Raw genomic sequence first — 22,097 nt, 5'->3', positions numbered from 1 at the left:
AGTGTCCGTTGCCCGAAAAGTGTGGCTCGTTCAACGGCAGTTATGCGCTAACATTTAGCAGATCTGTGTAACAAAATGTTACATGAATGTATTGGCACACTCACAATATGGTAATTAAAACGCAACAAAAAGGGTAGCCACCGTTTTTAGGGGGCGCTGCGCAGAAGATAACCAGGCCGCATGGATTCAGGTGTAGAGGATCGCCTGTGCCTGCCAGTTATTGGTGCTCTGTACCTCATCCATTTTGATGATACGGTACCACGAGGCCCCCTGTTCGTCGGCTTTCAGGGCAATGGCACGCTCTACATCCTGTACGCTACCGGAAACGTTGCTCACGGAAATAAGGCCAATCTCATTCAGGCCAGTCACGCAATCGGCGCTGGCAAACTCTGCTGACTGGGCGGTGGTGCTCACCAGACCGACGGAGAGTAGCAGTGAAGTTAAAGCAAGAGATCGTTTCATAAATCCGCTCCTTTTACATGTTCCTGACCGACCCTGAATGATTGTAAGCGGGAAAAAGTCTACGGACGCAAAGCAGTGTAAATATCCTTTAAAAAACAATGCGCCGTTACTGACGATACAAAATTGCCTGTCCATATCGCTGGCCGGGAACGATCGTCTCGTCATCCAGCAGGATGACATAATAGTCAGCCTTCATGGCCGCCGCTTTGGCTTTAATTTCCGACTCAACGTCCATTGGCGATCCACGCACCATCACGCTGATGGTTTCCATTTTTTGCAGCCCCGCCGTCTGATTGCGGCTGATCTCCTGCGGCTGGTCACTTACCGGCGGCGCGGGATGCGGCGTACCCTGCAGCATGCTACAGCCGCTGAGGCTCAGCGCTAAAAAAAGGGGTGTGAATCGATGCATCGCTTTTCCTCGTTGCCTGATAGCCATAGTGTAGTGCGTCCTTTAATAACCTTATGGCGAATGTTCCCATTTTGTTAGCTCTCGCGTTATTTTCAGCTGTAAATAATGCGAAAGCGTAATGTACTTCTCACTGTTTTGTTATACGCACGGCGGCTTGCGTAGAGCATGAGGACGTGGCATACCAAAGGCTTTATCAGGAGCGAGCCATGATTGAACTTGAAACGCGCCAGCTGGCAGGCATTGAGATCCTGCACACGACGCCCGCTGGAAAACGCGCCGTACCCTTGCCTACGGTGGTCTTTTATCACGGCTTTGGTTCATCAAAGCTGGTCTACAGCTACTTCGCCGTTGCGCTGGCGCAGGTGGGATTTCGGGTAGTGATGCCCGACGCCCGCGACCACGGGGCGCGCTTTAACGGTGATGAGCAGGCGCGGCTGGGCCAGTTCTGGCAGATCTTACAGAGCAACTTTCATGAATTTCCGGCGTTACGGGATGCGCTGGTGGGTGAGGGCTGGGTTGCAGAGGGGCGTCTGGCGGTAGGCGGTGCGTCGATGGGCGGCATGACGGCGCTTGGCCTGATGACGCATCACCCGGAACTGGTCTGCGTCGCCAGCCTGATGGGTTCAGGCTACTTTACCTCGCTCGCCCGGACGCTGTTCCCGCCGCAGGCAGAGACGGCCGCCGAGCTTAACGGCATTATCGCGCCGTTGGTAGAGTGGGACGTAGAGGGGCATCTGGCAAAGCTTGCTTCCCGCCCGCTGCTGCTGTGGCACGGCGAAGAGGATGATGTCGTACCCGCTGCCGAATCGCACCGCCTGCACAGGGCGCTACAGGATGCAGGCCTGCTTCAGCATCTTACCTGCCGCTGGGAGGCGGGAGTTCGCCATCGCATCACCCCGGCGGCGCTGGAGGCGGCGGTAGATTTTTTCAAAGCGCATCTGTAGGGTGGTGGATAAATAAGTACACAATTTTACCACGCCAAAGTTATACTAGAGCAATGCCCTACGCGCTTAGCGTGAATCTTGATTAAGTGGAAGCTGCCTATGTCACAAACCATGTCCCAGAAACTTGCCAGAGATAGCCTCGGAAATGCTGCAACGTTTGAGGGCGGTGTTTACGTAACGAAAAATGGTGTAGCAGAGCTATTCATCCAGACCGTCGCTGAGCGTGAGGCTGAGCTTAGGGAAATTGAACAAGAAAGAAATATAAATGCCCTCTTTAAACTGGGCATGCAGGCCAAAAAAGAGATCGCGGAAGGCAAAGGTATGACGCCTGAAGAGGTGTTAGAGAGGTTGCGTGCCGCAAGACGTTAACAGGGAGAAGTTAAGTGGCAAAACCGTATTCCGTCGTCGTCGCGCCGTTGGCGCTACAGTGCCTGGCAGACATCGAGTCATACAAAAGTGGGACTATCGGCGCGCAGTTGGCTGCCCGCTTTGTTGATAATCTGCTGCTGGACTCGGTTGCATGCATTATCCAGGATCCTGAAAGGTATCGCTTTAACGTCTACCTTTCAGATCGTGGTCTGATGTTGCGTGAGCGGCTTGATGTTGAAGGCGAGTATCGCGTGCTCTACGATTTTGACGGCACGCATATCGAGATATTGCTCTTCGTCAGTATGAAGCAAGATTTTAGCAAGCTGCTTTATCGCTACAACATCCTGAAATAAGTGATTTTTTAAACGCGCATCACCTTTACGCCCTGGGACTCAAGCTGCTTAACCACCTCCGGGCTGGCCTGCTTGCCGGTGATAACGATATCGATCTGGTCAGCGCGGCTAAAGAGCATCCCGGCGCGCTCGCCGATCTTGCTGCTGTCCACCAGCACCACCAGTTTGCCCACCACGTTAAGCATTTTCTGCTCGGCCATCGCCGTTAGCATGTCGGTTTTATAGAGGCCGTCGGCGGTCAGGCCGATGCCGCTGGTAAACATCCAGTGCCCGGCATAGAGGCTGTTTTCACTGCCCTGGGGACTGAGCGTAATAGCCTGGCTCTTGTTGTACTGCCCGCCCATGATCACCACGCTCTCGTGCTCCTGATCGATCAGGTAGTTCGCCAGCGGCAGATAATTAGTGATGATCTGCACCGGCCTGCCACACATCTCCCGGCCCAGTAAAAACGCCGTTGAGCCGCAGTTGATCACCACGCTTTCGCCCGCGTTAACCAGCAGCGCGGCCGCTTTGGCAATACGCACCTTCTCATCCAGATGCTGCGCCTGGTGGATATTCATTGGCGACCAGCGTGGCCGCTGCTGGCTGATGGCTTCTGCGCCGTTGCGCACCTTTTTCAGCCTGCCGCTCTCGTCGAGCTTGTTAATGTCGCGGCGCGCCGTGGCCGGAGAGACGCCAAGCCGGTCAATGACCTGCTCAACGGTCACAAACCCGGTTTGCGCCAGCTGCTCGAGTAATATTTGATGTCGTTGCGCTTCCGTCATGAGCTATTCCGATTAAAGGTGATTCTTTACGATACTATTTGAAATAGCCGCAAATTACTAAGTCTCCAGCTAAAAAGTGCCGGAACCGACCGGCACGCTCTGGATTTTACAGGAAGGATTTAAACGGCAGGTCCGGCTCGCAGGTAAAGCAGTCGTCAAACCCGCGTGGGAAGTGAAACTCCAGGTTGTCTTTGTCCAGCGGCCAGGTGAATTTGCCCCCCGGCTGCCAGATAAAGGGCTTGAAGCCGTACTTCAGGCGATCTTTTTTCATCTCCCACAGGACGCGGATCTCCTGCGGATCGGCCTGGAAGTTTGACCAGATATCGTGATGGAAGGGGATCACCACGTGGGTGTTCAGCGCCTCCGCCATGCGCAGGATATCGGCACTGGTCATTTTATCGGTAATGCCGCGCGGGTTCTCCCCGTAGGATCCCAGCGCCACGTCGATCTGATGCTCATTGCCGTGCTTCGCATAGTAGTTCGAGTAGTGGGAGTCGCCGCTGTGGTACAGGGAGCCGCCCGGCGTCTTGAACAGGTAGTTTACGGCACGCAGATCCATGCCGTCCGGCAGCACGCCTGCGGCTTTTTGATCCGCCGGCAGGGTGATCAGCGCCGTGCGGTCAAAGGCGTCCAGGGCGTGGATCTCGATATCTTTCACCTTCACTACGTCACCGGGCTTCGCCACGATGCAGCGTTCACGTGGCACGCCCCAGCCGACCCACAGATCGACGCAGGTCTGCGGCCCGATAAAGGGCACATCGCTGGCGCAGTTCTGCATCACGGCGGCGGCGACGTTAACGTCGATATGATCGTTATGATCGTGGGTGGCCAGCACGGCGTCGATCTCACGGATAGCAAAAGGATCGAGCACAAACGGGGTGGTGCGCAGATTCGGCTGTAGCTTTTTGACGCCCGCCATGCGCTGCATCTGATGGCCGGTTTTCATCAGCGGGTTGCCGTGGCTCTGCTTACCCGTGCCGCACCAGAGATCGACGCAGACGTTGGTGCTGCCTTCGGATTTGAGCCAGATCCCGGTGCAGCCCAGCCACCACATGGCAAAGGTGCCGGGCGCCACGCGCTCCTGTTCAATCTCTTCATTCAGCCAGCTTCCCCACTCTGGAAAGGTACTCAGGATCCAGGATTCTCGGGTAATGCTCTCTACTTTACTCATCGCGCTGCTCCTTACGGGTAGTCATTATAAATCATTTTGTGATTACATTTGATTTATGCTGTCACCGTTTTATCAGCAATGCAACGAGAAAATGTTCAGCCTGAAGAGCTGTGAATCTTATGGTCAACCGGATGCGACATGGTAAAAATACGATATTTATATGTAAATTATTAATATTTATCGATTTAAATATTATACATCTATATCCGTATGTAATGCAGGGGAATAAATTGCGCGGCGTATCACAAATAATCACATTCAATCTTTTTGTGATTACTTTTGATGGGTAGAGTAGTGGCCACATCCCGTGCCGGGCCGCAACGATCCGGCGCATTCACTCTCTGGAGAGCGTTATGGAGACCCTCTACACCCTCTTTACCGTGTTCTTTAACCAGGTCATGACCAACGCGCCGCTGCTGCTGGGCATTGTGACGTGCCTGGGGTACATCCTGCTGCGCAAAAGCGTGAGCGTTATCGTTAAGGGCACGATCAAAACGATTATCGGCTTTATGCTGCTACAGGCCGGATCCGGGATCCTCACCAGCACCTTCAAACCGGTCGTGGCCAAAATGTCAGAGGTCTACGGCATCAACGGTGCCATCTCTGATACCTACGCCTCGATGATGGCGACCATCGACCGGATGGGGGATGCCTATAGCTGGGTGGGCTATGCGGTGCTGCTGGCGCTGGCGCTAAATATTCTTTATGTCCTGTTCCGACGGGTTACCGGCATCCGCACCATCATGCTTACCGGCCACATTATGTTTCAGCAGGCCGGGCTGATCGCGGTGTTCTTCTATATCCTCGGCTATCCGATGTGGACCACCATCATCTGTACCGCCGTGCTGGTGTCGCTCTACTGGGGGATCACCTCCAACATGATGTTCAAGCCGACTCAGCAAGTGACTGAAAATAGCGGCTTCTCAATTGGCCACCAGCAGCAGTTTGCCTCCTGGATTGCCTACAGGCTTGCGCCGTACCTCGGTAAAAAAGAGGAGAGCGTGGAGGAGCTGAACCTTCCCGGCTGGCTGAATATCTTTCACGACAACATCGTCTCGACGGCGATTGTGATGACGGTTTTCTTCGGGGCAATCCTCATCTCCTTCGGCCTCGATACCGTGCAGGCGATGGCGGGTAAAACCCACTGGACTATCTACATTCTGCAAACGGGCTTTCAGTTCGCGGTGGCGATTTTCATCATCGTGCAGGGCGTGCGCATGTTCGTCGCCGAGCTGTCGGAGGCCTTTAACGGCATCTCCCAGCGGCTGATCCCTGGCGCGGTGCTGGCTATCGACTGTGCGGCTATCTATAGCTTTGCCCCTAACGCCGTAGTGTGGGGCTTTATGTGGGGCACGGTGGGCCAGCTGCTGGCAGTAGCGATCCTCATCGCCTGCGGCTCCTCGATCCTCATCATTCCCGGCTTTATCCCCATGTTCTTCTCCAACGCCACCATCGGCGTGTTTGCTAACCACTTTGGTGGCTGGCGCGCCGCGCTCAAGATCTGCCTGGTGATGGGGATGATTGAGATCTTTGGCTGCGTCTGGGCTATCAAGCTCACCGGCATGAGCGCCTGGATGGGGATGGCGGACTGGTCGATTCTGGCTCCGCCGATGATGCAGGGCATGACGCTGGGGCTGTGGTTTATGGGCGTCATCATCCTGATTGCGCTGGTCTATATGGTCTTCGCCGGACGCACGCTGCGTGCGGAAGAGGACGCGGAAAACGAGCTGGCAGAGCGTTCTGCCCAGTAAAAGGAGTGAAGTTATGACCGTACGTATTCTGGCAGTGTGTGGCTGCGGGCAAGGCAGCTCAATGATCATGAAAATGAAGGTCGATCAGTTTCTTACCCAGCAGGGGATCGCCCATACCGTCAACAGCTGTGCCGTTGGTGAGTATAAGAGCGAGCTGAACGGGGCGGATATCATCATCGCCTCAACCCATGTCGCCAGCGAAATCACGGTGACAGGCAATAAGTACGTGGTGGGCGTGCGCAATATGCTCTCGGCGGCGGACTTTGGTCCGAAGCTGCTGGAGGTGATCGAGGCGCATTTTCCGCAGGATATGAAGCAAGGATAAGCCATGAAACTACGTGATTCGCTGGCGCAGAACCACACCATTCGCCTGCAGGCGGAGGCCCGGAGCTGGCAGGAGGCGGTGAAAATCGGCGTCGATCTGCTGGTGGACGCCGATGTGGTGGAGCCGCGCTACTACCAGGCCATTCTCGACGGCGTCGAAAAGTTTGGTCCCTACTTTGTCATCGCGCCGGGACTGGCGATGCCCCACGGTCGCCCGGAGGAGGGAGTAAAGCGCACCGGTTTTGCGCTGGTGACGTTGAAGACGCCGCTGGCGTTCAACCATGAAGATAACGATCCGGTCGATATTCTCATCACCCTGGCGGCGGTGGATGCCCACACCCATCAGGAGGTTGGCATTATGCAGATCGTTAACCTGTTTGAGGATGAAGCCAACTTTGATCGCCTCCGCGCCTGCCGTAGTGAGCAGGAGGTTCTTGATTTAATTGATAACGCCACTGCGGCGGCTGTTTAAAAGGAAGACGACGATGTCATTACCAATGTTACAGGTTGCGCTGGATAACCAGACCCTTGCCGACGCCTACGCTACCACGCGGCTGATTGCCGAAGAGGTGGACATTATTGAAGTAGGCACCATCCTCTGCGTGGGGGAAGGGGTGCGCGCGGTGCGCGATCTTAAGGCGCTCTATCCGCATAAAATCGTGCTGGCCGACGCCAAAATTGCCGATGCCGGGAAGATCCTCTCGCGCATGTGCTTTGAGGCCAATGCCGACTGGGTCACCGTGATCTGCTGCGCGGATATCAACACCGCCAAAGGCGCGCTCGACGTCGCCCATGAGTTTAATGGCGATGTGCAAATCGAGCTGACCGGCTTCTGGACCTGGGAGCAGGCGCAGGCGTGGCGGGAGGCGGGCATTCAGCAGGTGGTCTACCACCGCAGCCGCGATGCCCAGGCGGCGGGCGTTGCCTGGGGCGAGGCGGACATCAGCGCGATCAAACGCCTGGCGGAGATGGGCTTTAAGGTCACCGTTACCGGTGGGCTGGCGCTGGAGGATCTGCCGCTGTTTAAAGGCATTCCGATCCACGTGTTTATCGCCGGGCGCAGCATTCGCGATGCCGCCGATCCGGTGCAGGCCGCGCGGCAGTTTAAACGCTCAATCGCCCAGCTGTGGGGTTAAGGAGCGGCTATGCTGTCGAAAACCGTGCCGCTTGGCATCTATGAAAAAGCGCTCCCCGCCGGGGAGTGCTGGTACGAGCGCCTTAATATTGCGAAAACGCTGGGATTTGATTTTGTTGAGATGTCGATCGACGAAACCGACGCCCGGCTGGCCCGGCTTAGCTGGAGCCAGGAGCAGCGTCTGGCGCTGGTGAAGGCGGTTGCCGACACCGGGGTACGGGTTCCCTCTATGTGCCTGAGTGCCCACCGTCGCTTTCCGCTGGGCAGTGAAGATGACGCGGTGCGCTCTGAGGGGCTGGAGATCATGCGTCGCGCTATTCAGCTGGCGCAGGACGTTGGCATTCGCGTGATCCAGCTGGCTGGCTATGACGTCTACTATCAGCAGGCCAACGACGAGACGCGCCGCCGTTTCCGTGACGGACTGAAGGTGAGCGTGGAGATGGCCAGCCGTGCGCAGGTCACGCTGGCGATGGAGATCATGGACTACCCGCTGATGAACTCCATCAGCAAAGCGCTCGGCTATACCCACTATCTGAACAATCCATGGTTTCAGCTCTACCCGGATATCGGCAATCTCTCGGCATGGGACAACGACGTGCAGATGGAGCTGCGGGCAGGCAGCGGGCATATCGTGGCGGTGCACGTGAAGGATACCCGTCCTGGCGTATTCAAAAACGTTCCTTTTGGCACTGGCGTAGTGGACTTCGAACGCTGCTTCCGGACGCTGAAAGAGAGCGGCTACTGCGGGCCTTATCTGATCGAGATGTGGAGCGAGACGGCGGCCGATCCGCTGCAGGAAGTGGCGAAGGCACGGGCGTGGGTATGCGAGCGCATGGCCCGGGCCGGACTGCTGGAGGATACCCATGCAGCAGCTTAAACAGCAGGTTCTAGAGGCTAACCTGGATCTGCCGCGCTACGGCCTGGTGACCTTTACCTGGGGCAACGTCAGCGCCATCGACAGGGCGCGCGGGCTGGTAGCCATCAAGCCCAGCGGCGTGGGTTATGAAACGATGACGGTGGACGACATCGTTGTGGTGGATATAGAAGGTAATGTGGTTGAGGGGGCACTGCGTCCCTCCTCCGATACCGCCACCCATCTGGTGCTCTATCGCCGCTATCCCTCCCTCGGCGGCGTGGTGCATACCCACTCAACGCACGCCACCGCCTGGGCGCAGGCCGGACTGGCGATCCCGGCCCTGGGCACTACCCATGCAGACTACTTCCTGGGCGATATTCCCTGCACGCGGGCACTAACCGAGGAGGAGGTGCAGGGCGAGTACGAGCTAAACACCGGCAGGGTCATCATCGAGACGCTGAAGGAGTGCGAGCCGCTGCATACCCCGGGCGTGGTGGTTTATCAGCACGGGCCGTTTGCCTGGGGCAAGGATGCGCACGATGCGGTGCACAATGCGGTGGTGATGGAGGAGGTGGCGCGGATGGCGTGGATTGCGCGGGGCATCAACCCCGGCCTGAAACCCATTGATGACTATCTGATGGATAAACACTTTATGCGCAAGCACGGCTCCCACGCCTACTACGGACAGAAGTAAGCGCTTAACGCTGCTGGTATGCCGCAGGCGTAAGCCGCATACCCAGCAGCGTCATCACGCAGATAACTGCCCCGGCGTAGAAGGTCGAGGCGGCGCCCAGCGTCTCCCACAGAATGCCCGCGCCCGTGCTGGCGAGCAGCATCGCGATACCGCTAATCAGATTGAACATGCCAAAGGCGGTCCCGCGCAGCGCCGACGGGGCGGTGTGGGCGATCATGGCGGCCAGCAGGCCCTGGGTCATGCCCATATGGATCCCCCACAGGCCGACGCCGAGCAGCAGCGTGCTCCAGTGCTGGCTGAGCGCCAGGGCGATGTCTGCGGCGATCAGCACCAGCAGCCCGGCTTGTAACAGGCCGCTATGGCTCATGCGGTCAGAGAGTTTGCCAAACGGATAGGCCGTCACGCTGTAAACCAGGTTCATCGCCACCATCACCAGCGGGATAGCGAAAAGCGGGATCTCCATCTGGTTGGCGCGCAGGACAAGAAACGCTTCGCTAAAGCGGGCCAGGGTAAAGATAGCCCCTAAGCCCACTACCCACCAGTAGGCGGGGCTGAGCTTCTTTAGGCTCTCCCGGCGCAGCGGGTTGGTCCGTTTATGGGCCACAGGATTTTTTGGCTCGCGCAGGCCAAACCAGAGCAGGGTGATGGACATGACGCCCGGAATAACGGCCACCCAGAAGATAGCCTGAAAGTCGTTGTGCCAGAGAAACATCAGCGCCACCGCCAGCAGCGGCCCGAGAAAGGCGCCTACGGTGTCCAGCGACTGGCGTAGCCCGAAAGCCGCGCCGCGGATCTCCGGCGGTGTGACGTCGGCCACTAGCGCATCCCGCGGCGCGCCGCGAATGCCTTTGCCGACGCGGTCGATCATGCGCGCAGTTAATACCAGGCCTGAGGAGCTGGCGAGGGCGAAGAGCGGCTTACTTATTGCGCCGAGGCCGTAGCCGAGCATGGCTAAGCCCTTGCGTTTACCCAGGTAGTCGCTGAGCACGCCGGAGAAGACTTTGATAATCAGGGCGGTGGCTTCGGCCAGACCCTCAATGATGCCAATAATAATCACGCTGGCGCCGAGGGTGGTGGCCATAAACAGCGGCAGCAGGCTGTGGATCATCTCTGATGAGACATCCATAAGCAGGCTAACGCCGCCGAGAACCCAGACGCCCTGCGGAATACGACTCAGCGTCGTGGAGCGGTGTTCGGTGTTAGTCCTTTGCAGCGTGAGCCTCGCTTTCTTGCGTTGGGGGCTGGCCAGCTTCACCATCAGCGGCGTGATTGTGGTTTATATATACTACGCCCAGGCTCATCACGTCATCCATATTGCGTTCCGGATGGGGATCGACCTGAATAGCCGCCGTTGCGCTGGTGCTCAGTAGCAACGCCGTCAGTAGTGGAATAGTCAATTTTTTCATCATGTTACACCCCAACTCACTCATCAACAGCTCTCTGATGCGCGATCGTAGAGGAGCCGCTCCTCACTCGCGTTCGGGCTTACCTAAAGTGTACTCACTGGCGGGAAAACTCACCGCGATCGTTTCTGCTGCAGTTGTGCAAAAATTTACCGCAATGCGGATTGAGCAAGCTTAGACCTGCCTAAACAGCGCACTTCACGCTTTGTGCGAATTATTTGTGCAATCACCTTGAGTTCGTCTGGCTTCGCAAGTATGATTACGCGTCAATTTTTCAGCCGCCTTTCAAACACGTTCCTTGCTTCCATGGGCCGCGGCTGACCCTGACAGGAGGCTGAATAATCCGTAAGGAGCAATTCGATGCGTCATTACGAAATCGTTTTTATGGTCCATCCTGACCAGAGCGAACAGGTTCCGGGCATGATCGAGCGTTACACTGGTGCTATCACTGCAGCAGAAGGCACGATCCACCGTCTGGAAGACTGGGGCCGCCGTCAGCTGGCTTATCCGATCAACAAACTGCACAAAGCACACTACGTTCTGCTGAACGTTGAAGCGCCGCAGGAAGCGATCGATGAGCTGGAAACTAACTTCCGCTTCAACGATGCCGTTATCCGCAGCATGGTTATGCGTACCAAAAACGCTGTTACTGAAGCATCTCCGATGGTTAAAGCGAAAGACGAGCGCCGTGAGCGTCGCGATGATTTCGCTAACGAAACCGCAGATGCTGAAGATGCTGGGGATTCTGAAGAGTAATTTCTGATGACCAACCGTCTGGTGTTGTCCGGCACCGTGTGCAGGATGCCCCTTCGCAAGGTCAGCCCATCAGGAATACCTCACTGCCAGTTCGTGCTTGAGCATCGCTCTGTGCAGGAGGAAGCCGGTTTTCACCGGCAGGCGTGGTGTCAAATGCCTGTAATAATCAGCGGGCAAGAGAACCAGGCCATTACTCACAGTATAACGGTCGGTAGCGCAGTTACCGTGCAGGGCTTCATTAGCTGCCACAAGGCAAAAAATGGCCTGAGCAAACTGGTTCTGCATGCCGAGCAGATTGAATTGATAGATTCTGGAGACTAGCCAAATGGCACGTTATTTCCGTCGTCGCAAGTTCTGCCGTTTCACCGCGGAAGGCGTTCAAGAGATCGACTATAAAGATATCGCAACGCTGAAAAACTACATCACCGAAAGCGGTAAGATTGTCCCAAGCCGTATCACCGGTACCCGTGCAAAATACCAGCGTCAGCTGGCTCGCGCTATCAAACGCGCTCGCTACCTGTCCCTGCTGCCGTACACTGATCGTCATCAGTAATCGGGCACGGTCCATTAATACGACTTTGAGAGGATAAGGTAATGCAAGTTATTCTGCTTGATAAAGTAGCAAACCTCGGTAGCCTGGGCGACCAGGTTAACGTTAAAGCGGGCTACGCTCGTAACTTCCTGGTACCGCAGGGCAAAGCTGTTCCTGCTACCAAGAAAAACGTTGAATTCTTCGAAGCACGCCGTGCTGAACTGGAAGCTAAACTGGCTGACGTTCAGAACGCTGCTGAAGCTCGCGCTGAGAAAATCAACGCACTGGGCACCGTTACCATCGCGTCTAAAGCAGGCGACGAAGGTAAACTGTTCGGTTCCATCGGTACTCGCGACATCGCTGACGCTGTAACTGCAGCTGGCGTTGACGTGGCTAAGAGCGAAGTTCGTCTGCCGAACGGCGTTCTGCGTACCACTGGTGAGCACGAAGTGGACTTCCAGGTTCACAGCGAAGTGTTTGCTAAAGTTATCATCAACGTGGTTGCTGAGTAATCTGCGACTCTCGTTTGAGATAACACCGAAACGCCTGCCTCGTGCAGGCGTTTTGCTTTTTGCGACCCCGTCGACACTCCCAACGGTGTCGGGTATCAATTCCTCACGCCTTCCCCGATAATAAATTAAAACACGATTTTACTTTTGGTGAGGAAATGGAAACAGTCTCTTCAGTACCGGTTTTTGCCCGTAGAAACGTTGCTTATGCCGGGGCTACGCTCTGCTGTCTGCTCTGGGGCAGCTCCTATCCCGCCATTAAGAGCGGCTATGAGCTCTTTGCTATCGCTACTGACGATATCCCTTCGAAGATCGTTTTTGCAGGCTACCGCTTTCTGTTTGCCGGTCTTTTGCTGCTGCTGTTTGCCATGGCGCAGCGCAAGCCTATCGCCCGACTCAGGCCGCAGCAGTATGGTCAGATAGCGATTCTGGGCCTGACGCAGACCTCGATTCAGTACATCTTCTTCTATATCGGCCTCGCCTTTACCACCGGGGTGAAAGGCTCGATCATGAACGCCACCGGCACCTTTTTCAGCGTGCTGCTGGCTCACCTGATCTATAAAAATGACAGGCTAAGCTACAACAAGAGCATCGGTTGCGTGCTGGGCTTTGCCGGGGTGATGCTGGTGAACGTCAACCATTCGCTGCTCGATTTCAGCTTTAGCATGATGGGAGACGGCTTTGTGGTGCTGGCGGCGTTTATCCTCTCGGCTTCCATGCTGTATGGCAAACGCATCTCGCAAACCGTCGATCCAACGGTGATGACCGGCTGGCAGCTGGCGTTTGGCGGCGGGGTGCTGGTGGTGGGAGGTTATCTGACCGGCGGCACGCTGGTGGTACATAGCATGACGGCGGCGGCGCTCCTCGGCTATCTGACGCTGCTCTCATCCATTGCCTTTGCCCTGTGGAGCGTCCTGCTCAAGTACAACCGTGTCAGCATGATTGCGCCGTTTAACTTTGTGATCCCGGTAGCGGGTACGGTGCTGTCGGCAATCTTCCTCGGAGAGAATATCCTTGAGATGAAATATGCCATTGCGCTGGTGCTGGTCTGCACGGGTATCTGGTGGGTTAATAAACCCAAAGCGTAATCGTAGCCCCGGTAAGCGTTAGCGCCACCGGGGAGCGAGAGATGCATTATCGCGCGCGGATAAAGCTGCCGTTGGCCTGGCGGGTAAACAATACCTCGCCATCGCCGGTTTCAATCGTCAGGCCGGTGACTACGCCGCTGGCGTTCTGGCGGATCTTCACCACCTGGCCGGTTTGCAGCGTGCTGAGCGGCTTGCCGTTACCCTCGACCTGCGCCATCGCATAGACATCCGTCGCCGGCAGGTTGTGATCGCGGAAGAGCTGGGCCAGCGTCTGGCCAGACGCAATGCGGTAGGTCCGCCACTGCTGGTCAATGCCCCCTGACTCCTGGAAGGGCTGCACGACGTTAGTCTGTGCGGTATTGCTTTGCGTCTCTTCCGGCTGCTCTTGCTCCTGGATTGGCTCCGGGGCCACCGGCGCAACCAGCTGGGGATCGCTCACCGTTGGCGCGGCGGAGTGGGCAGTAGGGGCTGGCTGGGAAGGGGCGATATCCAGCTGGGCGTCGCGCCTGACCGGCGCATCGTCACCGTTGTCCCCGGAGGGCAGCAACAGGCCGATGACTACAAGCAGAGCCGCAATAATGATGCCGCGACGGTGCGCAGGGGGCAGCGGATCCATAATGCGAAAGTTATCCGGCGCGTACCAGATTTTCGCCAGAGTCGGTTTCAGTGCAAATCGCCCGGGCATGGCTTTCCTCCTGCTCCGCGTCGTTATTTTCCTGTATCACTGAGTATAGATTGCTAACTGCCTGACTCGCGTAGTAAAGCGCTCTTTCGTGACCTGGGATCGGGAATAATCTTACCCCTCTCTATTGTTTCTTTTTCGCTGCGATTTGTCACCCTCCCTGCGACAAAGTTTTACCCGGTGCGGCGCGGCTGCTATGCTGCCCGCTACTTTTAATACGATGAAAGGAAAATCCATGACAACCCCGACGTTTGACACTATCGAAGCACAGGCAAGTTACGGTATCGGCCTGCAGGTAGGCCAGCAGCTGAGCGAGTCTGGCCTCCAGGGCCTGCTGCCGGAAGCGCTGGTTGCCGGTATTGCCGACGCGCTGGCAGGTAAACAGCCTGCTGTGCCGGTGGATGTTGTTCATCGTGCGCTGCGTGAAATTCACGAGCGTGCCGATGCGGTGCGTCGCGAACGCTTTGCCGCGATGGCGGAAGAGGGCGTGAAGTATCTGGACGAAAACCGCGAGCGTGAAGGCGTGAACAGCACCGAGTCTGGCCTGCAGTTCCGCGTGATCAAGCAGGGTGAGGGCGCTATCCCGGCGCGTACCGACCGCGTGCGTGTGCACTACACCGGTAAGCTGACGGACGGTTCAATCTTTGACAGCTCTGTAGCCCGTGGCGAACCGGCTGAATTCCCGGTTAACGGCGTGATCCCAGGCTGGATCGAAGCGCTGACCCTGATGCCGGTAGGCTCGAAGTGGGAGCTGACCATTCCGCAGAATCTGGCCTACGGCGAGCGTGGCGCGGGCGCATCAATTCCGCCGTTCAGCACCCTGGTGTTTGAAGTTGAGCTGCTGGAAATCCTGTAACGCTGCTAAACGATTCCTCTCCCCAAATGGGGGGAGGAAGCAACACATCCGCATATCCTCCACTCTTTACAGAAATGTCGATACTTAATCTTGCAAATGCATTTTTTGCGTGTATTTTTGTGAGCCAAATCCAGGTAGTGGTGTGATATCACACTCATTTTTAACATAAGTGTAACATTGCTTTTAAATCGCAGTATTCATCCCTCCGATTCTTACCTAATATCGATGAGTCCACATTCAGGCGCCCTGCGGCGTCACGCAATGAAAGGCCAGAAGAGCCTCAACAACACAGACAGGTACAGGAAATAAACACATGGTAGATCAGATCAAAGTCGCTACCGACGAGCAGGCTCCGGCCGAGCAGTCGCTACGGCGTCATCTTACAAACCGTCATATCCAGCTTATTGCCATTGGGGGTGCCATCGGTACCGGGCTGTTTATGGGATCGGGTAAAACAATCAGCCTTGCCGGCCCGTCGATCATATTTGTTTATATGATCATCGGCTTCATGCTCTTTTTCGTGATGCGCGCCATGGGCGAGCTGCTGCTGTCGAACCTCGAGTACAAGTCGTTTAGCGACTTTGCTGCCGATCTGCTCGGCCCATGGGCGGGCTACTTTACCGGCTGGACCTACTGGTTCTGTTGGGTGGTGACCGGCATGGCGGACGTGGTGGCCATCACCGCCTACGCCCAGTTCTGGTTCCCCGGACTGTCGGACTGGGTAGCCTCGCTGGCGGTGATCGGGCTGCTGCTGAGCCTTAACCTGGCGACGGTGAAGCTGTTCGGCGAAATGGAGTTCTGGTTTGCGATGATCAAAATCGTCGCCATCGTGTCGCTGATTATCGTCGGCGTGGTCATGGTGCTGATGAACTTCCAGTCGCCAACCGGCGTTGAGGCCTCCTTTACCCACCTGTGGGATGACGGCGGCTGGTTCCCGAAAGGGGTGAGCGGCTTCTTTGCCGGTTTCCAGATCGCAGTCTTTGCCTTTGTCGGTATCGAGCTGGTGGGCACTACGGCGGCGGAGACCAAAGATCCAGAGAAGTCACTGCCGCGTGCAATTAACTCTATTCCTATCCGTATCATTATGTTCTACGTCTTCGCGCTGATTGTGATCATGTCCGTGACGCCGTGGAGCTCCGTGGTACCGAACAAAAGCCCGTTCGTTGAGCTGTTCGTGCTGGTGGGCCTGCCGGCGGCGGCGAGCATCATTAACTTTGTGGTGCTGACCTCTGCGGCCTCCTCGGCAAACAGCGGCGTCTTCTCTACCAGCCGGATGCTGTTTGGCCTGGCCCAGGACGGCGTGGCACCGAAAAGCTTCGGCAAGCTGTCGAAGCGTGCCGTACCGGCCACCGGGCTGACCTTCTCCTGCATCTGCCTGCTGGGTGGCGTGGTGATCCTCTACGTGAACCCGAGCGTGATTGCGGCCTTCACCATGATCACCACCGTGTCGGCGATCCTGTTTATGTTCGTCTGGACCATTATTCTCTGCTCGTATCTGGTCTACCGTAAGCGCCGTCCGGAGCTGCACGCGAAGTCGATCTATAAGATGCCGCTGGGCAAGGTGATGTGCTGGGTGTGCATGGCGTTCTTCGCCTTTGTGCTGGTGCTGCTGACCCTGGAAGAGGATACCCGTCAGGCGCTGATCGTCACGCCGCTGTGGTTTGTGGTGCTGGGCGCGTTCTGGCTGCTGGTTGGCAAGAAGCGCGTAGAGAGTTTCCGTAAGTAAGGTTTCCAGAAATAACAGCCTGTAGGCCCGGCAAGCGTAGCGCTGCCGGGCCTTTTTATTTACTCCCCGGCTAACGCACGTGGGAAGAGCACGTTATTCTCCAGGCTGATATGCTCCATCAGATCGTCAATCAGCTCGTTAATCCCGTTATACATCGCCTTCCACGTCGTGCAGGCCTCCGGCGGCGGCGTTACGTTATTAGTGGTGTGCTTGATCACCTCCAGCAGCTCGCCCGCCTCATCGTGCTCGCTCTCCATCACGCTTACCGGTCCCGCCGCATGGCTGCCCTGGCCCTGTTTGATCATCGGGAAGAGGATCCGCTCCTCCTTCATCATGTGATTGGTCAGCTCTTCATGCAGCAGGGTCAGGTATTTGGTCAGCCCACGCGGCACGTTAGGCTTATCGGCGTGAACGCGCTCAACCTTGGTCGCCTGCAGGATCAGCTCCGGCAGCTGCTCGCGGTGTCTGTCATGATAGCGCACGATAATGTGATCGATAATCTCGGCCAGCGGCGCCACGCGCCAGTCCTTATCTACCGGCTGCTCGGCCAGCTTCGCCAGCGCCGCCTCAATGTCTTCAACATCCAGCTCCTTGCGCTGAGCCGCACGCGCCAGCGTCTGCTTACCGCCGCAGCAGTAGTCCATATCGTACTGACGGAACAGGGCCGAGGCCCGGGGGATAGAGAGCGCCAGCTCACCTAAAGATTGATCGCGAAAGGCCATAGCAGTTACCTCAAGGGTGAAATAATAAGATGTATTTTAAATGCATCTTTAAAGCAGCGCTATAACCCTTTAGCGGCAGGGGGCAAAATGAGATGTACTTCACAATTATGTTCAAGAAGCCGCCATCTCTGCCGATAGATACAGGCCAGACAATATCCTGCATCCAAAAAGGCAATACATGTTTAAACGTATGAAAGTCATTACCCTGCTGATTTCAGTCCTGCTGGCGCTTGGCGTCATGCAGGCGATCTCAGCCAGCGTGTTCATTACCGCGCTCAATAACGATAAAGATAATTTCAATGTCTCCCAGCTCTCCAGCCAGAACGTCGCTGAGTTTACTGACGCGTGGATTAGCCTGAACCAGGCCCGCGTGACCCTCAACCGGGGTATGCTGCGTCTGCAAAGCAGCGAAGCGAGCCAGATCAACGGCGGACAGCTCGGCGAACTGGTCATTACAGCGAAAAACCTGCTGGCAGAGGCTAAGGATCATTACGACAAATACTATGCCCTGCCGGAAACGCCGGGGATGGACGAGCATCTGGCCGATCGTCTGGAGGAGCAGTATCGCAACTACTCTACCACCCTGGCCCAGATGAACACGTTCCTTGCCCAGGGCAAGCTGGAAGATATGTTCAAGCAGAACGCCGAGCAGAAGCAGAAAGCGATGCAGGCGGTCTACCATGAATGGCGCACGGCGCAGGCGGATCTGTCCAGCCGGGGCGTTAAAGATAATGAGAGCGACTACAAACGTATTCTGTGGATCCTCTCTGCCATCATGCTGATGGTGATCGCCGTGATTATTACCAGCTGGATAGCGATGCGTCGTGTGCTGCTCCAGCCGCTGGATGAGGTGCTCGGCCATATCCGTGCTATCGCCGCAGGCGATCTGACCCAGCCGATTGCCGCCGAAGGCAAAAACGAAATGGCGCTGCTGGCGCGTAACGTGAAGGAGATGCAGACGGCGCTGGCGAACACGGTTGGCGTGGTGCGTGAAGGGGCCGATGTGATCTATACCGGGGCAAGTGAGATCTCCACGGGCAGCAACGATCTCTCCTCCCGTACCGAGCAGCAGGCGGCTTCCCTGGAAGAGACCGCGGCCAGCATGGAGCAGCTGACGGCGACCGTGAAGCAGAATGCCGACAACGCCCGTCAGGCGTCCCGTCTGGCGCTGGATGCCTCCTCCACCGCGAAGAAAGGCGGCAGCGTGGTAGAGAGCGTGGTGCGGACAATGGATGAAATCGCCACCAGCTCCAACAAGATTGCCCAGATCACTAACGTAATTGACGGTATCGCCTTCCAGACCAACATTCTGGCGCTGAATGCGGCGGTAGAAGCAGCTCGTGCCGGCGAGCAGGGACGAGGCTTTGCCGTAGTGGCCGGCGAGGTACGTACCCTTGCCCAGCGCAGCGCCCAGGCGGCGAAGGAGATCAAAGGTCTGATTGACGACTCCGGCGACCGGGTCGATGCAGGCTCTGCCCTGGTGAATCAGGCTGGCGAGACCATGGCGGAGATCGTCAGCGCCGTTACTCGTGTGACTGATATCATGGGCGAAATCGCCTCTGCTTCTGATGAACAGAGCCGTGGTATCGATCAGGTTGGTCAGGCGGTGGCGGAGATGGATCGCGTCACCCAGCAGAACGCCTCGCTGGTGCAGGAGTCAGCAGCAGCAGCAGCGGCGCTGGAGGATCAGTCCGCCCGCCTGAGTGAGGCGGTAGCGGTGTTTAAAACCACCCGCCGCCAGGCAGATATGGCTAACGCTTAACCGATAAATCGCCGGGCGGCACTGCGTTTGCCCGGCCTACTGGACCGGTTTTCCCCTCACGGCTAAAGTCACACCCACTACCAACAGCAGAATACCGGATGCGGTCAGCACGGGTGGCAGGCTCTGGCGCAGCAGGAAGGTATAGAGCAGTCCTGCAAGGGTTTCAAAGACAATCAGCGGGCCTAAAATCACCGTCGGCAGCTTCTGGCTGGCGATATTCCAGCACAGTGCGCCCACCCATGAGCAGAGCACGGCGATCGCCACCATCAATCCAACGAACAGGCCCGGACGGGGCCCAAACGGCAGCGTGAACTCGGGTTGATGAACGCCTAACCAGCCGCATACCGCCACATATCCTAGCAACGAAACCGGCAGGGTCACCAGCGCCTGTGCGGTCGCCCACATCATTGGGTTTTTATCCGGATTATCCCGCAGCCAGCGAGCATTACGCAGCGCATACCATGCCCAGCACACCACTGAGATGACGGCCAGCAGGATCCCGGAGACGTAGCGCCATCCGTCCGCACCGGTTACGCCGTGCCGCAGCTCGGCAACGTTGACGCACGCCAGGCCCACGGCAATGCAGACCAGGGCGGGAACCATCTTCGACCACGCCAGCTTGCCGTCGTGGCGGCTGTAGAGCAGGTTGGCGAAGACCGGGATCACCACGGGCAGAGTGCCGATTATCATGGTTGATACGGGCGCACCGGTGCGTTGAATAGCGCTGGCCAGGCAGGCGTAATAGATCAGGTTGCCCATCATGGTCAGCTCCAGCGCGGTGAGCCAATCCCGGCGGGCTAGCTTTTTCAGTCGCTTACGGCCCAGCCATGCCAGCGGCAGGGCGATAAGCCCCAGCGCCAGATAGCGCCCCATCGACTGCAACAGCGCCGGGTACTCCGGCACAATTAATGGCCCGACAAAAATCAGTCCCCACATTAAACCTGCAAGCAGGGCATACAACACACCGCTAATCATTTGTTCCATCCATTTATTTAAATCTGCATGCAGTGTAGGAAGGCAGCGGGCGGCCGTATTGTACGAGATTGCGCATTAGCGCCGGACCACCTGTTTCTGGTAGCGCACCGGGGTGATGCCGTAGCGGCGGGTAAAGGCGCGGGTAAGATGCGACTGGTCTGTCAGTCCGGTAACAGCGGCGACGTCGGCGGCGGGCATCCCTTGGGTGAGAAAATCTTTAGCACGCCACAGGCGGATCGCCATCAGCATCTGGTGCGGCGTGACGTGAAAATGGGCCTTGAACTGGCGCTGGAAGTGGTACGGACTCAGGGAGACCACCTGTGCCAGCTCATCGAGGGTAAGGGTATGCATATAGTTGTCATGCAGGTAGTCGCGCACGCGCTCGAAGCGGTGGGCACCCTCTGCCTGCGCCGGTGCATGGCGAGCCAATGGCCTAAAGGCATCGATGAGATCCAGCAGCAGGCCCTGCTGAGCGAGAGGATCGTCACTCTGCCAAAGGTGGTGGATCAGGGTGTAGATCTGCCGGGAGCGAAGCGGATCGTAGCGGGCCGCGTCGGCGAACCACCAGTGGCGGATGCCGGTTACCTGCTCAAGTAGATCGGGCTCAAGGTAGATCATGCGGTAGCGCCAGCCGTCAGCGGTGGCCGCCTCGCCGGTGTGCAGCTCATCGGGGTTCATGGTGACCACCGAGCGGGCCGGGGCGACATGCTGCGCGCCGCGATAGCGAAAACGCTCTGCACCGCTCTCTATGGTGCCGATGCCAAAGGCTTCGTGGGTATGTGGCTCAAAAGCGTAGCGGGAAATATAGGCATGATAAAGCTCCACGCCGGGAAACTGCGCCAGATGGCGAAAGCGAGCGCTGTCTTTCTCATCGCTGAACTGTTCCGGTACACCTTGCACTGGCTCTCTCCACACGGGTCATCGCTTCATTATCAGGAATGACCCGCCGGGATGCCAGTAAAATAAACGACGCTGTCAGGTCAGACGATGTCGCGAAGGCTGTCATGAATCGGCGTGGTAGGGCGGCCAATCAGCGTGCTCAGCGTGCGGCTGTCGTCAAACAGGCCACCTTTTGAAGCGCCAACGTCCGAGTCCGCCAGCAGGTTAGCGAACGCCTCCGGCAGGCCTGCGCCTTTTAGCGCTTCCGCAAAGTCAGCTTCGCTGAGGTTCTGGTAGACCACCGGTTTGCCGCTCTGCTTGCTTAACTCTGCCGCCAGCTCGCTCAGGGTCCAGGCCTCGTCGCCCGCCAGCTCGTACACCTTGCCCGCATGGCCTTCGCTGCTAATCACCTTAGCTGCCGCCGCTGCATAGTCAGCTCGGGTGGCGGAGGCGATTTTGCCCTCACCCGCGGAGCCGATAAACACGCCGTGCGCTAATGCCGGCGGGACGCTTGCCAGGTAGTTTTCGCTATACCAGCCGTTGCGCAGCAGGGCATAGGGGATACCGGAGGCGGCAAGGTACTGCTCGGTATCCACGTGCTCAACGTGCAGGCCCAGCGGGGAGCGATCGGCGTGCAGCAGGCTGGTGTAGGCGATGAATTTCACGCCCGCCGCCTTCGCCGCGTCGATGACGTTACGGTGCTGGGTAGCGCGCTGGCCCACTTCGCTGGAGGAGATCAGCAGCAGCTTCTCAACGCCCTCAAGGGCGGCGGTAAGCGCTGCCCGATCGGTATACTCAGCCTGGCGTATGGTGACGCCCTGCTGGGCCTGCGACTCGGCTTTTGCCGGATTGCGAACGATGGCCACCAGCTGGCTGGCGGGGACGGTTTTCAGCAGTTCGGTAAAGGTCAGTTGGCCCAGATGACCGGTGGCGCCGGTAATTGCGATCATAGAATTTTCCTTCTTGTGGGTAGTG

General features: G+C 57.3%; 28 protein-coding genes. 17 read left to right on the top strand and 11 right to left on the bottom strand.

Going from position 1 to position 22,097, the window contains the following annotated elements:
• Nucleotides 1-186 precede the first annotated feature (186 nt).
• Both yjfN and bsmA read right to left on the bottom strand, forming a co-directional pair.
• Nucleotides 187-462, bottom strand: coding sequence for a DUF1471 family protease activator YjfN (yjfN, locus tag RTP97_RS06595; protein ID WP_312412052.1), 276 nt, complete (start codon nt 460-462; stop codon nt 187-189).
• A gap of 106 nt (nt 463-568) precedes the next feature.
• Nucleotides 569-898, bottom strand: a complete 330-nt coding sequence (bsmA, locus tag RTP97_RS06590; RefSeq protein WP_312412050.1) for a biofilm peroxide resistance protein BsmA — start codon at nt 896-898, stop codon at nt 569-571.
• Nucleotides 899-1,077: 179 nt separating this feature from the next.
• On the opposite strand from bsmA, the gene yjfP reads away from it, so the two are divergent.
• The 3 genes from yjfP (at nt 1,078) to RTP97_RS06575 (ending at nt 2,537) form a co-directional block, all read left to right on the top strand.
• Nucleotides 1,078-1,815, top strand: a complete 738-nt coding sequence (gene yjfP, locus RTP97_RS06585) for an esterase (RefSeq protein WP_312412047.1) — start codon at nt 1,078-1,080, stop codon at nt 1,813-1,815.
• Between the two features lie 99 nt (nt 1,816-1,914).
• On the top strand, nt 1,915-2,184 hold the full coding sequence (locus RTP97_RS06580; RefSeq protein WP_312412044.1) for a hypothetical protein: 270 nt from the start codon (nt 1,915-1,917) through the stop codon (nt 2,182-2,184).
• 14 nt (nt 2,185-2,198) lie between these two features.
• Nucleotides 2,199-2,537 (top strand): type II toxin-antitoxin system RelE/ParE family toxin, encoded by a 339-nt coding sequence (locus RTP97_RS06575; protein WP_312412041.1) that lies wholly within the window; start codon nt 2,199-2,201, stop codon nt 2,535-2,537.
• Between the two features lie 8 nt (nt 2,538-2,545).
• On the opposite strand, the gene ulaR is transcribed toward RTP97_RS06575, so the two are convergent.
• Complete coding sequence (gene ulaR, locus RTP97_RS06570) at nt 2,546-3,301, bottom strand: HTH-type transcriptional regulator UlaR (protein ID WP_312412038.1); 756 nt, start codon at nt 3,299-3,301, stop codon at nt 2,546-2,548.
• A gap of 106 nt (nt 3,302-3,407) precedes the next feature.
• Nucleotides 3,408-4,472: an L-ascorbate 6-phosphate lactonase gene (ulaG, locus tag RTP97_RS06565; RefSeq protein WP_312412036.1), complete on the bottom strand. Its 1,065-nt coding sequence runs from the start codon at nt 4,470-4,472 to the stop codon at nt 3,408-3,410.
• Nucleotides 4,473-4,825: 353 nt separating this feature from the next.
• Here ulaG and ulaA point away from each other — a divergent pair, with 353 nt between their 5' ends.
• From ulaA to RTP97_RS06535, 6 genes are read left to right on the top strand one after another with little or no spacing between them, the layout of a single operon-like run.
• On the top strand, nt 4,826-6,223 hold the full coding sequence (ulaA, locus tag RTP97_RS06560) for a PTS ascorbate transporter subunit IIC (RefSeq protein WP_312412033.1): 1,398 nt from the start codon (nt 4,826-4,828) through the stop codon (nt 6,221-6,223).
• A 13-nt stretch (nt 6,224-6,236) separates the two neighbouring features.
• A complete protein-coding gene (gene ulaB / locus RTP97_RS06555) occupies nt 6,237-6,548 on the top strand; it encodes a PTS ascorbate transporter subunit IIB (protein ID WP_312412030.1) in 312 nt (103 codons plus the stop codon).
• Between the two features lie 3 nt (nt 6,549-6,551).
• Nucleotides 6,552-7,019 (top strand): PTS ascorbate transporter subunit IIA, encoded by a 468-nt coding sequence (gene ulaC, locus RTP97_RS06550; RefSeq protein WP_312412027.1) that lies wholly within the window; start codon nt 6,552-6,554, stop codon nt 7,017-7,019.
• A gap of 13 nt (nt 7,020-7,032) precedes the next feature.
• Nucleotides 7,033-7,683 (top strand): 3-keto-L-gulonate-6-phosphate decarboxylase UlaD, encoded by a 651-nt coding sequence (locus tag RTP97_RS06545; protein WP_312412024.1) that lies wholly within the window; start codon nt 7,033-7,035, stop codon nt 7,681-7,683.
• A gap of 9 nt (nt 7,684-7,692) precedes the next feature.
• Nucleotides 7,693-8,559: an L-ribulose-5-phosphate 3-epimerase gene (locus RTP97_RS06540; RefSeq protein ID WP_312412022.1), complete on the top strand. Its 867-nt coding sequence runs from the start codon at nt 7,693-7,695 to the stop codon at nt 8,557-8,559.
• Nucleotides 8,546-9,232, top strand: a complete 687-nt coding sequence (locus tag RTP97_RS06535) for an L-ribulose-5-phosphate 4-epimerase (RefSeq protein WP_312412021.1) — start codon at nt 8,546-8,548, stop codon at nt 9,230-9,232. The genes RTP97_RS06540 and RTP97_RS06535 overlap by 14 nt, the downstream gene beginning before the upstream one ends.
• A 4-nt stretch (nt 9,233-9,236) precedes the next feature.
• Here RTP97_RS06535 and RTP97_RS06530 read toward each other — a convergent pair whose 3' ends face one another.
• Nucleotides 9,237-10,487: an MFS transporter gene (locus RTP97_RS06530; protein ID WP_409455926.1), complete on the bottom strand. Its 1,251-nt coding sequence runs from the start codon at nt 10,485-10,487 to the stop codon at nt 9,237-9,239.
• The gene (locus RTP97_RS06525) at nt 10,432-10,641 is read right to left on the bottom strand and encodes a hypothetical protein (protein WP_312412018.1); all 210 of its coding nucleotides are present in this window, start codon (nt 10,639-10,641) and stop codon (nt 10,432-10,434) included. Before RTP97_RS06525 ends, RTP97_RS06530 begins: the two co-directional genes overlap by 56 nt.
• A 354-nt stretch (nt 10,642-10,995) precedes the next feature.
• Between RTP97_RS06525 and rpsF the strand changes: the two genes are divergently transcribed.
• The 5 genes from rpsF (at nt 10,996) to RTP97_RS06500 (ending at nt 13,520) form a co-directional block, all read left to right on the top strand.
• Entirely contained in the window at nt 10,996-11,391 is a 396-nt protein-coding gene (gene rpsF / locus RTP97_RS06520; protein ID WP_042388484.1) for a 30S ribosomal protein S6, read from the top strand.
• Between the two features lie 6 nt (nt 11,392-11,397).
• Nucleotides 11,398-11,712 carry a primosomal replication protein N gene (gene priB / locus RTP97_RS06515; RefSeq protein WP_042388482.1) on the top strand — a complete coding sequence of 105 codons (315 nt, stop codon included), beginning with the start codon at nt 11,398-11,400 and terminating at the stop codon, nt 11,710-11,712.
• A 4-nt stretch (nt 11,713-11,716) separates the two neighbouring features.
• The gene (rpsR, locus tag RTP97_RS06510) at nt 11,717-11,944 is read left to right on the top strand and encodes a 30S ribosomal protein S18 (RefSeq protein ID WP_000135199.1); all 228 of its coding nucleotides are present in this window, start codon (nt 11,717-11,719) and stop codon (nt 11,942-11,944) included.
• Nucleotides 11,945-11,985: 41 nt separating this feature from the next.
• Entirely contained in the window at nt 11,986-12,435 is a 450-nt protein-coding gene (gene rplI, locus RTP97_RS06505; RefSeq protein ID WP_238081777.1) for a 50S ribosomal protein L9, read from the top strand.
• A 155-nt stretch (nt 12,436-12,590) separates the two neighbouring features.
• Nucleotides 12,591-13,520 (top strand): DMT family transporter, encoded by a 930-nt coding sequence (locus tag RTP97_RS06500; RefSeq protein ID WP_312412016.1) that lies wholly within the window; start codon nt 12,591-12,593, stop codon nt 13,518-13,520.
• A gap of 46 nt (nt 13,521-13,566) precedes the next feature.
• On the opposite strand, the gene RTP97_RS06495 is transcribed toward RTP97_RS06500, so the two are convergent.
• Nucleotides 13,567-14,205: a LysM-like peptidoglycan-binding domain-containing protein gene (locus RTP97_RS06495; protein WP_312412014.1), complete on the bottom strand. Its 639-nt coding sequence runs from the start codon at nt 14,203-14,205 to the stop codon at nt 13,567-13,569.
• A gap of 232 nt (nt 14,206-14,437) precedes the next feature.
• Between RTP97_RS06495 and fklB the strand changes: the two genes are divergently transcribed.
• The gene (gene fklB / locus RTP97_RS06490) at nt 14,438-15,058 is read left to right on the top strand and encodes an FKBP-type peptidyl-prolyl cis-trans isomerase (RefSeq protein ID WP_312412012.1); all 621 of its coding nucleotides are present in this window, start codon (nt 14,438-14,440) and stop codon (nt 15,056-15,058) included.
• Nucleotides 15,059-15,371: 313 nt separating this feature from the next.
• Nucleotides 15,372-16,784: a D-serine/D-alanine/glycine transporter gene (gene cycA / locus RTP97_RS06485; protein ID WP_312412010.1), complete on the top strand. Its 1,413-nt coding sequence runs from the start codon at nt 15,372-15,374 to the stop codon at nt 16,782-16,784.
• A gap of 59 nt (nt 16,785-16,843) precedes the next feature.
• Here the strand turns inward: cycA and ytfE are convergent, their stop codons facing one another.
• Nucleotides 16,844-17,506 carry an iron-sulfur cluster repair protein YtfE gene (ytfE, locus tag RTP97_RS06480; protein ID WP_312412008.1) on the bottom strand — a complete coding sequence of 221 codons (663 nt, stop codon included), beginning with the start codon at nt 17,504-17,506 and terminating at the stop codon, nt 16,844-16,846.
• 178 nt (nt 17,507-17,684) lie between these two features.
• Here ytfE and RTP97_RS06475 point away from each other — a divergent pair, with 178 nt between their 5' ends.
• Nucleotides 17,685-19,268 (top strand): methyl-accepting chemotaxis protein, encoded by a 1,584-nt coding sequence (locus tag RTP97_RS06475; protein ID WP_312412006.1) that lies wholly within the window; start codon nt 17,685-17,687, stop codon nt 19,266-19,268.
• A 36-nt stretch (nt 19,269-19,304) separates the two neighbouring features.
• Here the strand turns inward: RTP97_RS06475 and RTP97_RS06470 are convergent, their stop codons facing one another.
• The 3 genes from RTP97_RS06470 to RTP97_RS06460 all read right to left on the bottom strand — a co-directional run bounded on the left by RTP97_RS06470 (nt 19,305) and on the right by RTP97_RS06460 (nt 22,072).
• Nucleotides 19,305-20,243: a DMT family transporter gene (locus RTP97_RS06470; RefSeq protein ID WP_312412003.1), complete on the bottom strand. Its 939-nt coding sequence runs from the start codon at nt 20,241-20,243 to the stop codon at nt 19,305-19,307.
• Nucleotides 20,244-20,318: 75 nt separating this feature from the next.
• Nucleotides 20,319-21,143 (bottom strand): AraC family transcriptional regulator, encoded by an 825-nt coding sequence (locus RTP97_RS06465; protein ID WP_312412001.1) that lies wholly within the window; start codon nt 21,141-21,143, stop codon nt 20,319-20,321.
• Nucleotides 21,144-21,223: 80 nt separating this feature from the next.
• Entirely contained in the window at nt 21,224-22,072 is an 849-nt protein-coding gene (locus tag RTP97_RS06460; protein ID WP_312411999.1) for an SDR family oxidoreductase, read from the bottom strand.
• Nucleotides 22,073-22,097: the final 25 nt, after the last annotated feature.

Origin of the sequence: Pseudescherichia sp. (assembly GCF_031998825.1) — a bacterium.
Lineage (GTDB): Bacteria > Pseudomonadota > Gammaproteobacteria > Enterobacterales > Enterobacteriaceae > Pseudescherichia.
Note: the sequence above shows the minus strand (reverse complement) of the source record. Positions and strands in the feature narration are given on the sequence as shown.

What these genes read in the sequence shown, in the direction of transcription:
- rplI (WP_238081777.1), top strand. Translation starts at nt 11,986, where the DNA reads ATGCAAGTTATTCTGCTTGATAAAGTAGCAAACCTCGGTAGCCTGGGC.
- RTP97_RS06495 (WP_312412014.1), bottom strand. Translation starts at nt 14,205, where the DNA reads ATGCCCGGGCGATTTGCACTGAAACCGACTCTGGCGAAAATCTGGTAC.
- fklB (WP_312412012.1), top strand. Translation starts at nt 14,438, where the DNA reads ATGACAACCCCGACGTTTGACACTATCGAAGCACAGGCAAGTTACGGT.
- bsmA (WP_312412050.1), bottom strand. Translation starts at nt 898, where the DNA reads ATGGCTATCAGGCAACGAGGAAAAGCGATGCATCGATTCACACCCCTT.
- RTP97_RS06470 (WP_312412003.1), bottom strand. Translation starts at nt 20,243, where the DNA reads ATGATTAGCGGTGTGTTGTATGCCCTGCTTGCAGGTTTAATGTGGGGA.
- rpsF (WP_042388484.1), top strand. Translation starts at nt 10,996, where the DNA reads ATGCGTCATTACGAAATCGTTTTTATGGTCCATCCTGACCAGAGCGAA.
- cycA (WP_312412010.1), top strand. Translation starts at nt 15,372, where the DNA reads ATGGTAGATCAGATCAAAGTCGCTACCGACGAGCAGGCTCCGGCCGAG.
- ulaG (WP_312412036.1), bottom strand. Translation starts at nt 4,472, where the DNA reads ATGAGTAAAGTAGAGAGCATTACCCGAGAATCCTGGATCCTGAGTACC.
- RTP97_RS06540 (WP_312412022.1), top strand. Translation starts at nt 7,693, where the DNA reads ATGCTGTCGAAAACCGTGCCGCTTGGCATCTATGAAAAAGCGCTCCCC.
- RTP97_RS06535 (WP_312412021.1), top strand. Translation starts at nt 8,546, where the DNA reads ATGCAGCAGCTTAAACAGCAGGTTCTAGAGGCTAACCTGGATCTGCCG.
- yjfP (WP_312412047.1), top strand. Translation starts at nt 1,078, where the DNA reads ATGATTGAACTTGAAACGCGCCAGCTGGCAGGCATTGAGATCCTGCAC.
- yjfN (WP_312412052.1), bottom strand. Translation starts at nt 462, where the DNA reads ATGAAACGATCTCTTGCTTTAACTTCACTGCTACTCTCCGTCGGTCTG.
- ytfE (WP_312412008.1), bottom strand. Translation starts at nt 17,506, where the DNA reads ATGGCCTTTCGCGATCAATCTTTAGGTGAGCTGGCGCTCTCTATCCCC.
- ulaB (WP_312412030.1), top strand. Translation starts at nt 6,237, where the DNA reads ATGACCGTACGTATTCTGGCAGTGTGTGGCTGCGGGCAAGGCAGCTCA.
- RTP97_RS06545 (WP_312412024.1), top strand. Translation starts at nt 7,033, where the DNA reads ATGTCATTACCAATGTTACAGGTTGCGCTGGATAACCAGACCCTTGCC.
- rpsR (WP_000135199.1), top strand. Translation starts at nt 11,717, where the DNA reads ATGGCACGTTATTTCCGTCGTCGCAAGTTCTGCCGTTTCACCGCGGAA.
- RTP97_RS06500 (WP_312412016.1), top strand. Translation starts at nt 12,591, where the DNA reads ATGGAAACAGTCTCTTCAGTACCGGTTTTTGCCCGTAGAAACGTTGCT.
- RTP97_RS06460 (WP_312411999.1), bottom strand. Translation starts at nt 22,072, where the DNA reads ATGATCGCAATTACCGGCGCCACCGGTCATCTGGGCCAACTGACCTTT.
- ulaC (WP_312412027.1), top strand. Translation starts at nt 6,552, where the DNA reads ATGAAACTACGTGATTCGCTGGCGCAGAACCACACCATTCGCCTGCAG.
- ulaR (WP_312412038.1), bottom strand. Translation starts at nt 3,301, where the DNA reads ATGACGGAAGCGCAACGACATCAAATATTACTCGAGCAGCTGGCGCAA.
- priB (WP_042388482.1), top strand. Translation starts at nt 11,398, where the DNA reads ATGACCAACCGTCTGGTGTTGTCCGGCACCGTGTGCAGGATGCCCCTT.
- RTP97_RS06475 (WP_312412006.1), top strand. Translation starts at nt 17,685, where the DNA reads ATGTTTAAACGTATGAAAGTCATTACCCTGCTGATTTCAGTCCTGCTG.
- RTP97_RS06580 (WP_312412044.1), top strand. Translation starts at nt 1,915, where the DNA reads ATGTCACAAACCATGTCCCAGAAACTTGCCAGAGATAGCCTCGGAAAT.
- RTP97_RS06525 (WP_312412018.1), bottom strand. Translation starts at nt 10,641, where the DNA reads ATGATGAAAAAATTGACTATTCCACTACTGACGGCGTTGCTACTGAGC.
- ulaA (WP_312412033.1), top strand. Translation starts at nt 4,826, where the DNA reads ATGGAGACCCTCTACACCCTCTTTACCGTGTTCTTTAACCAGGTCATG.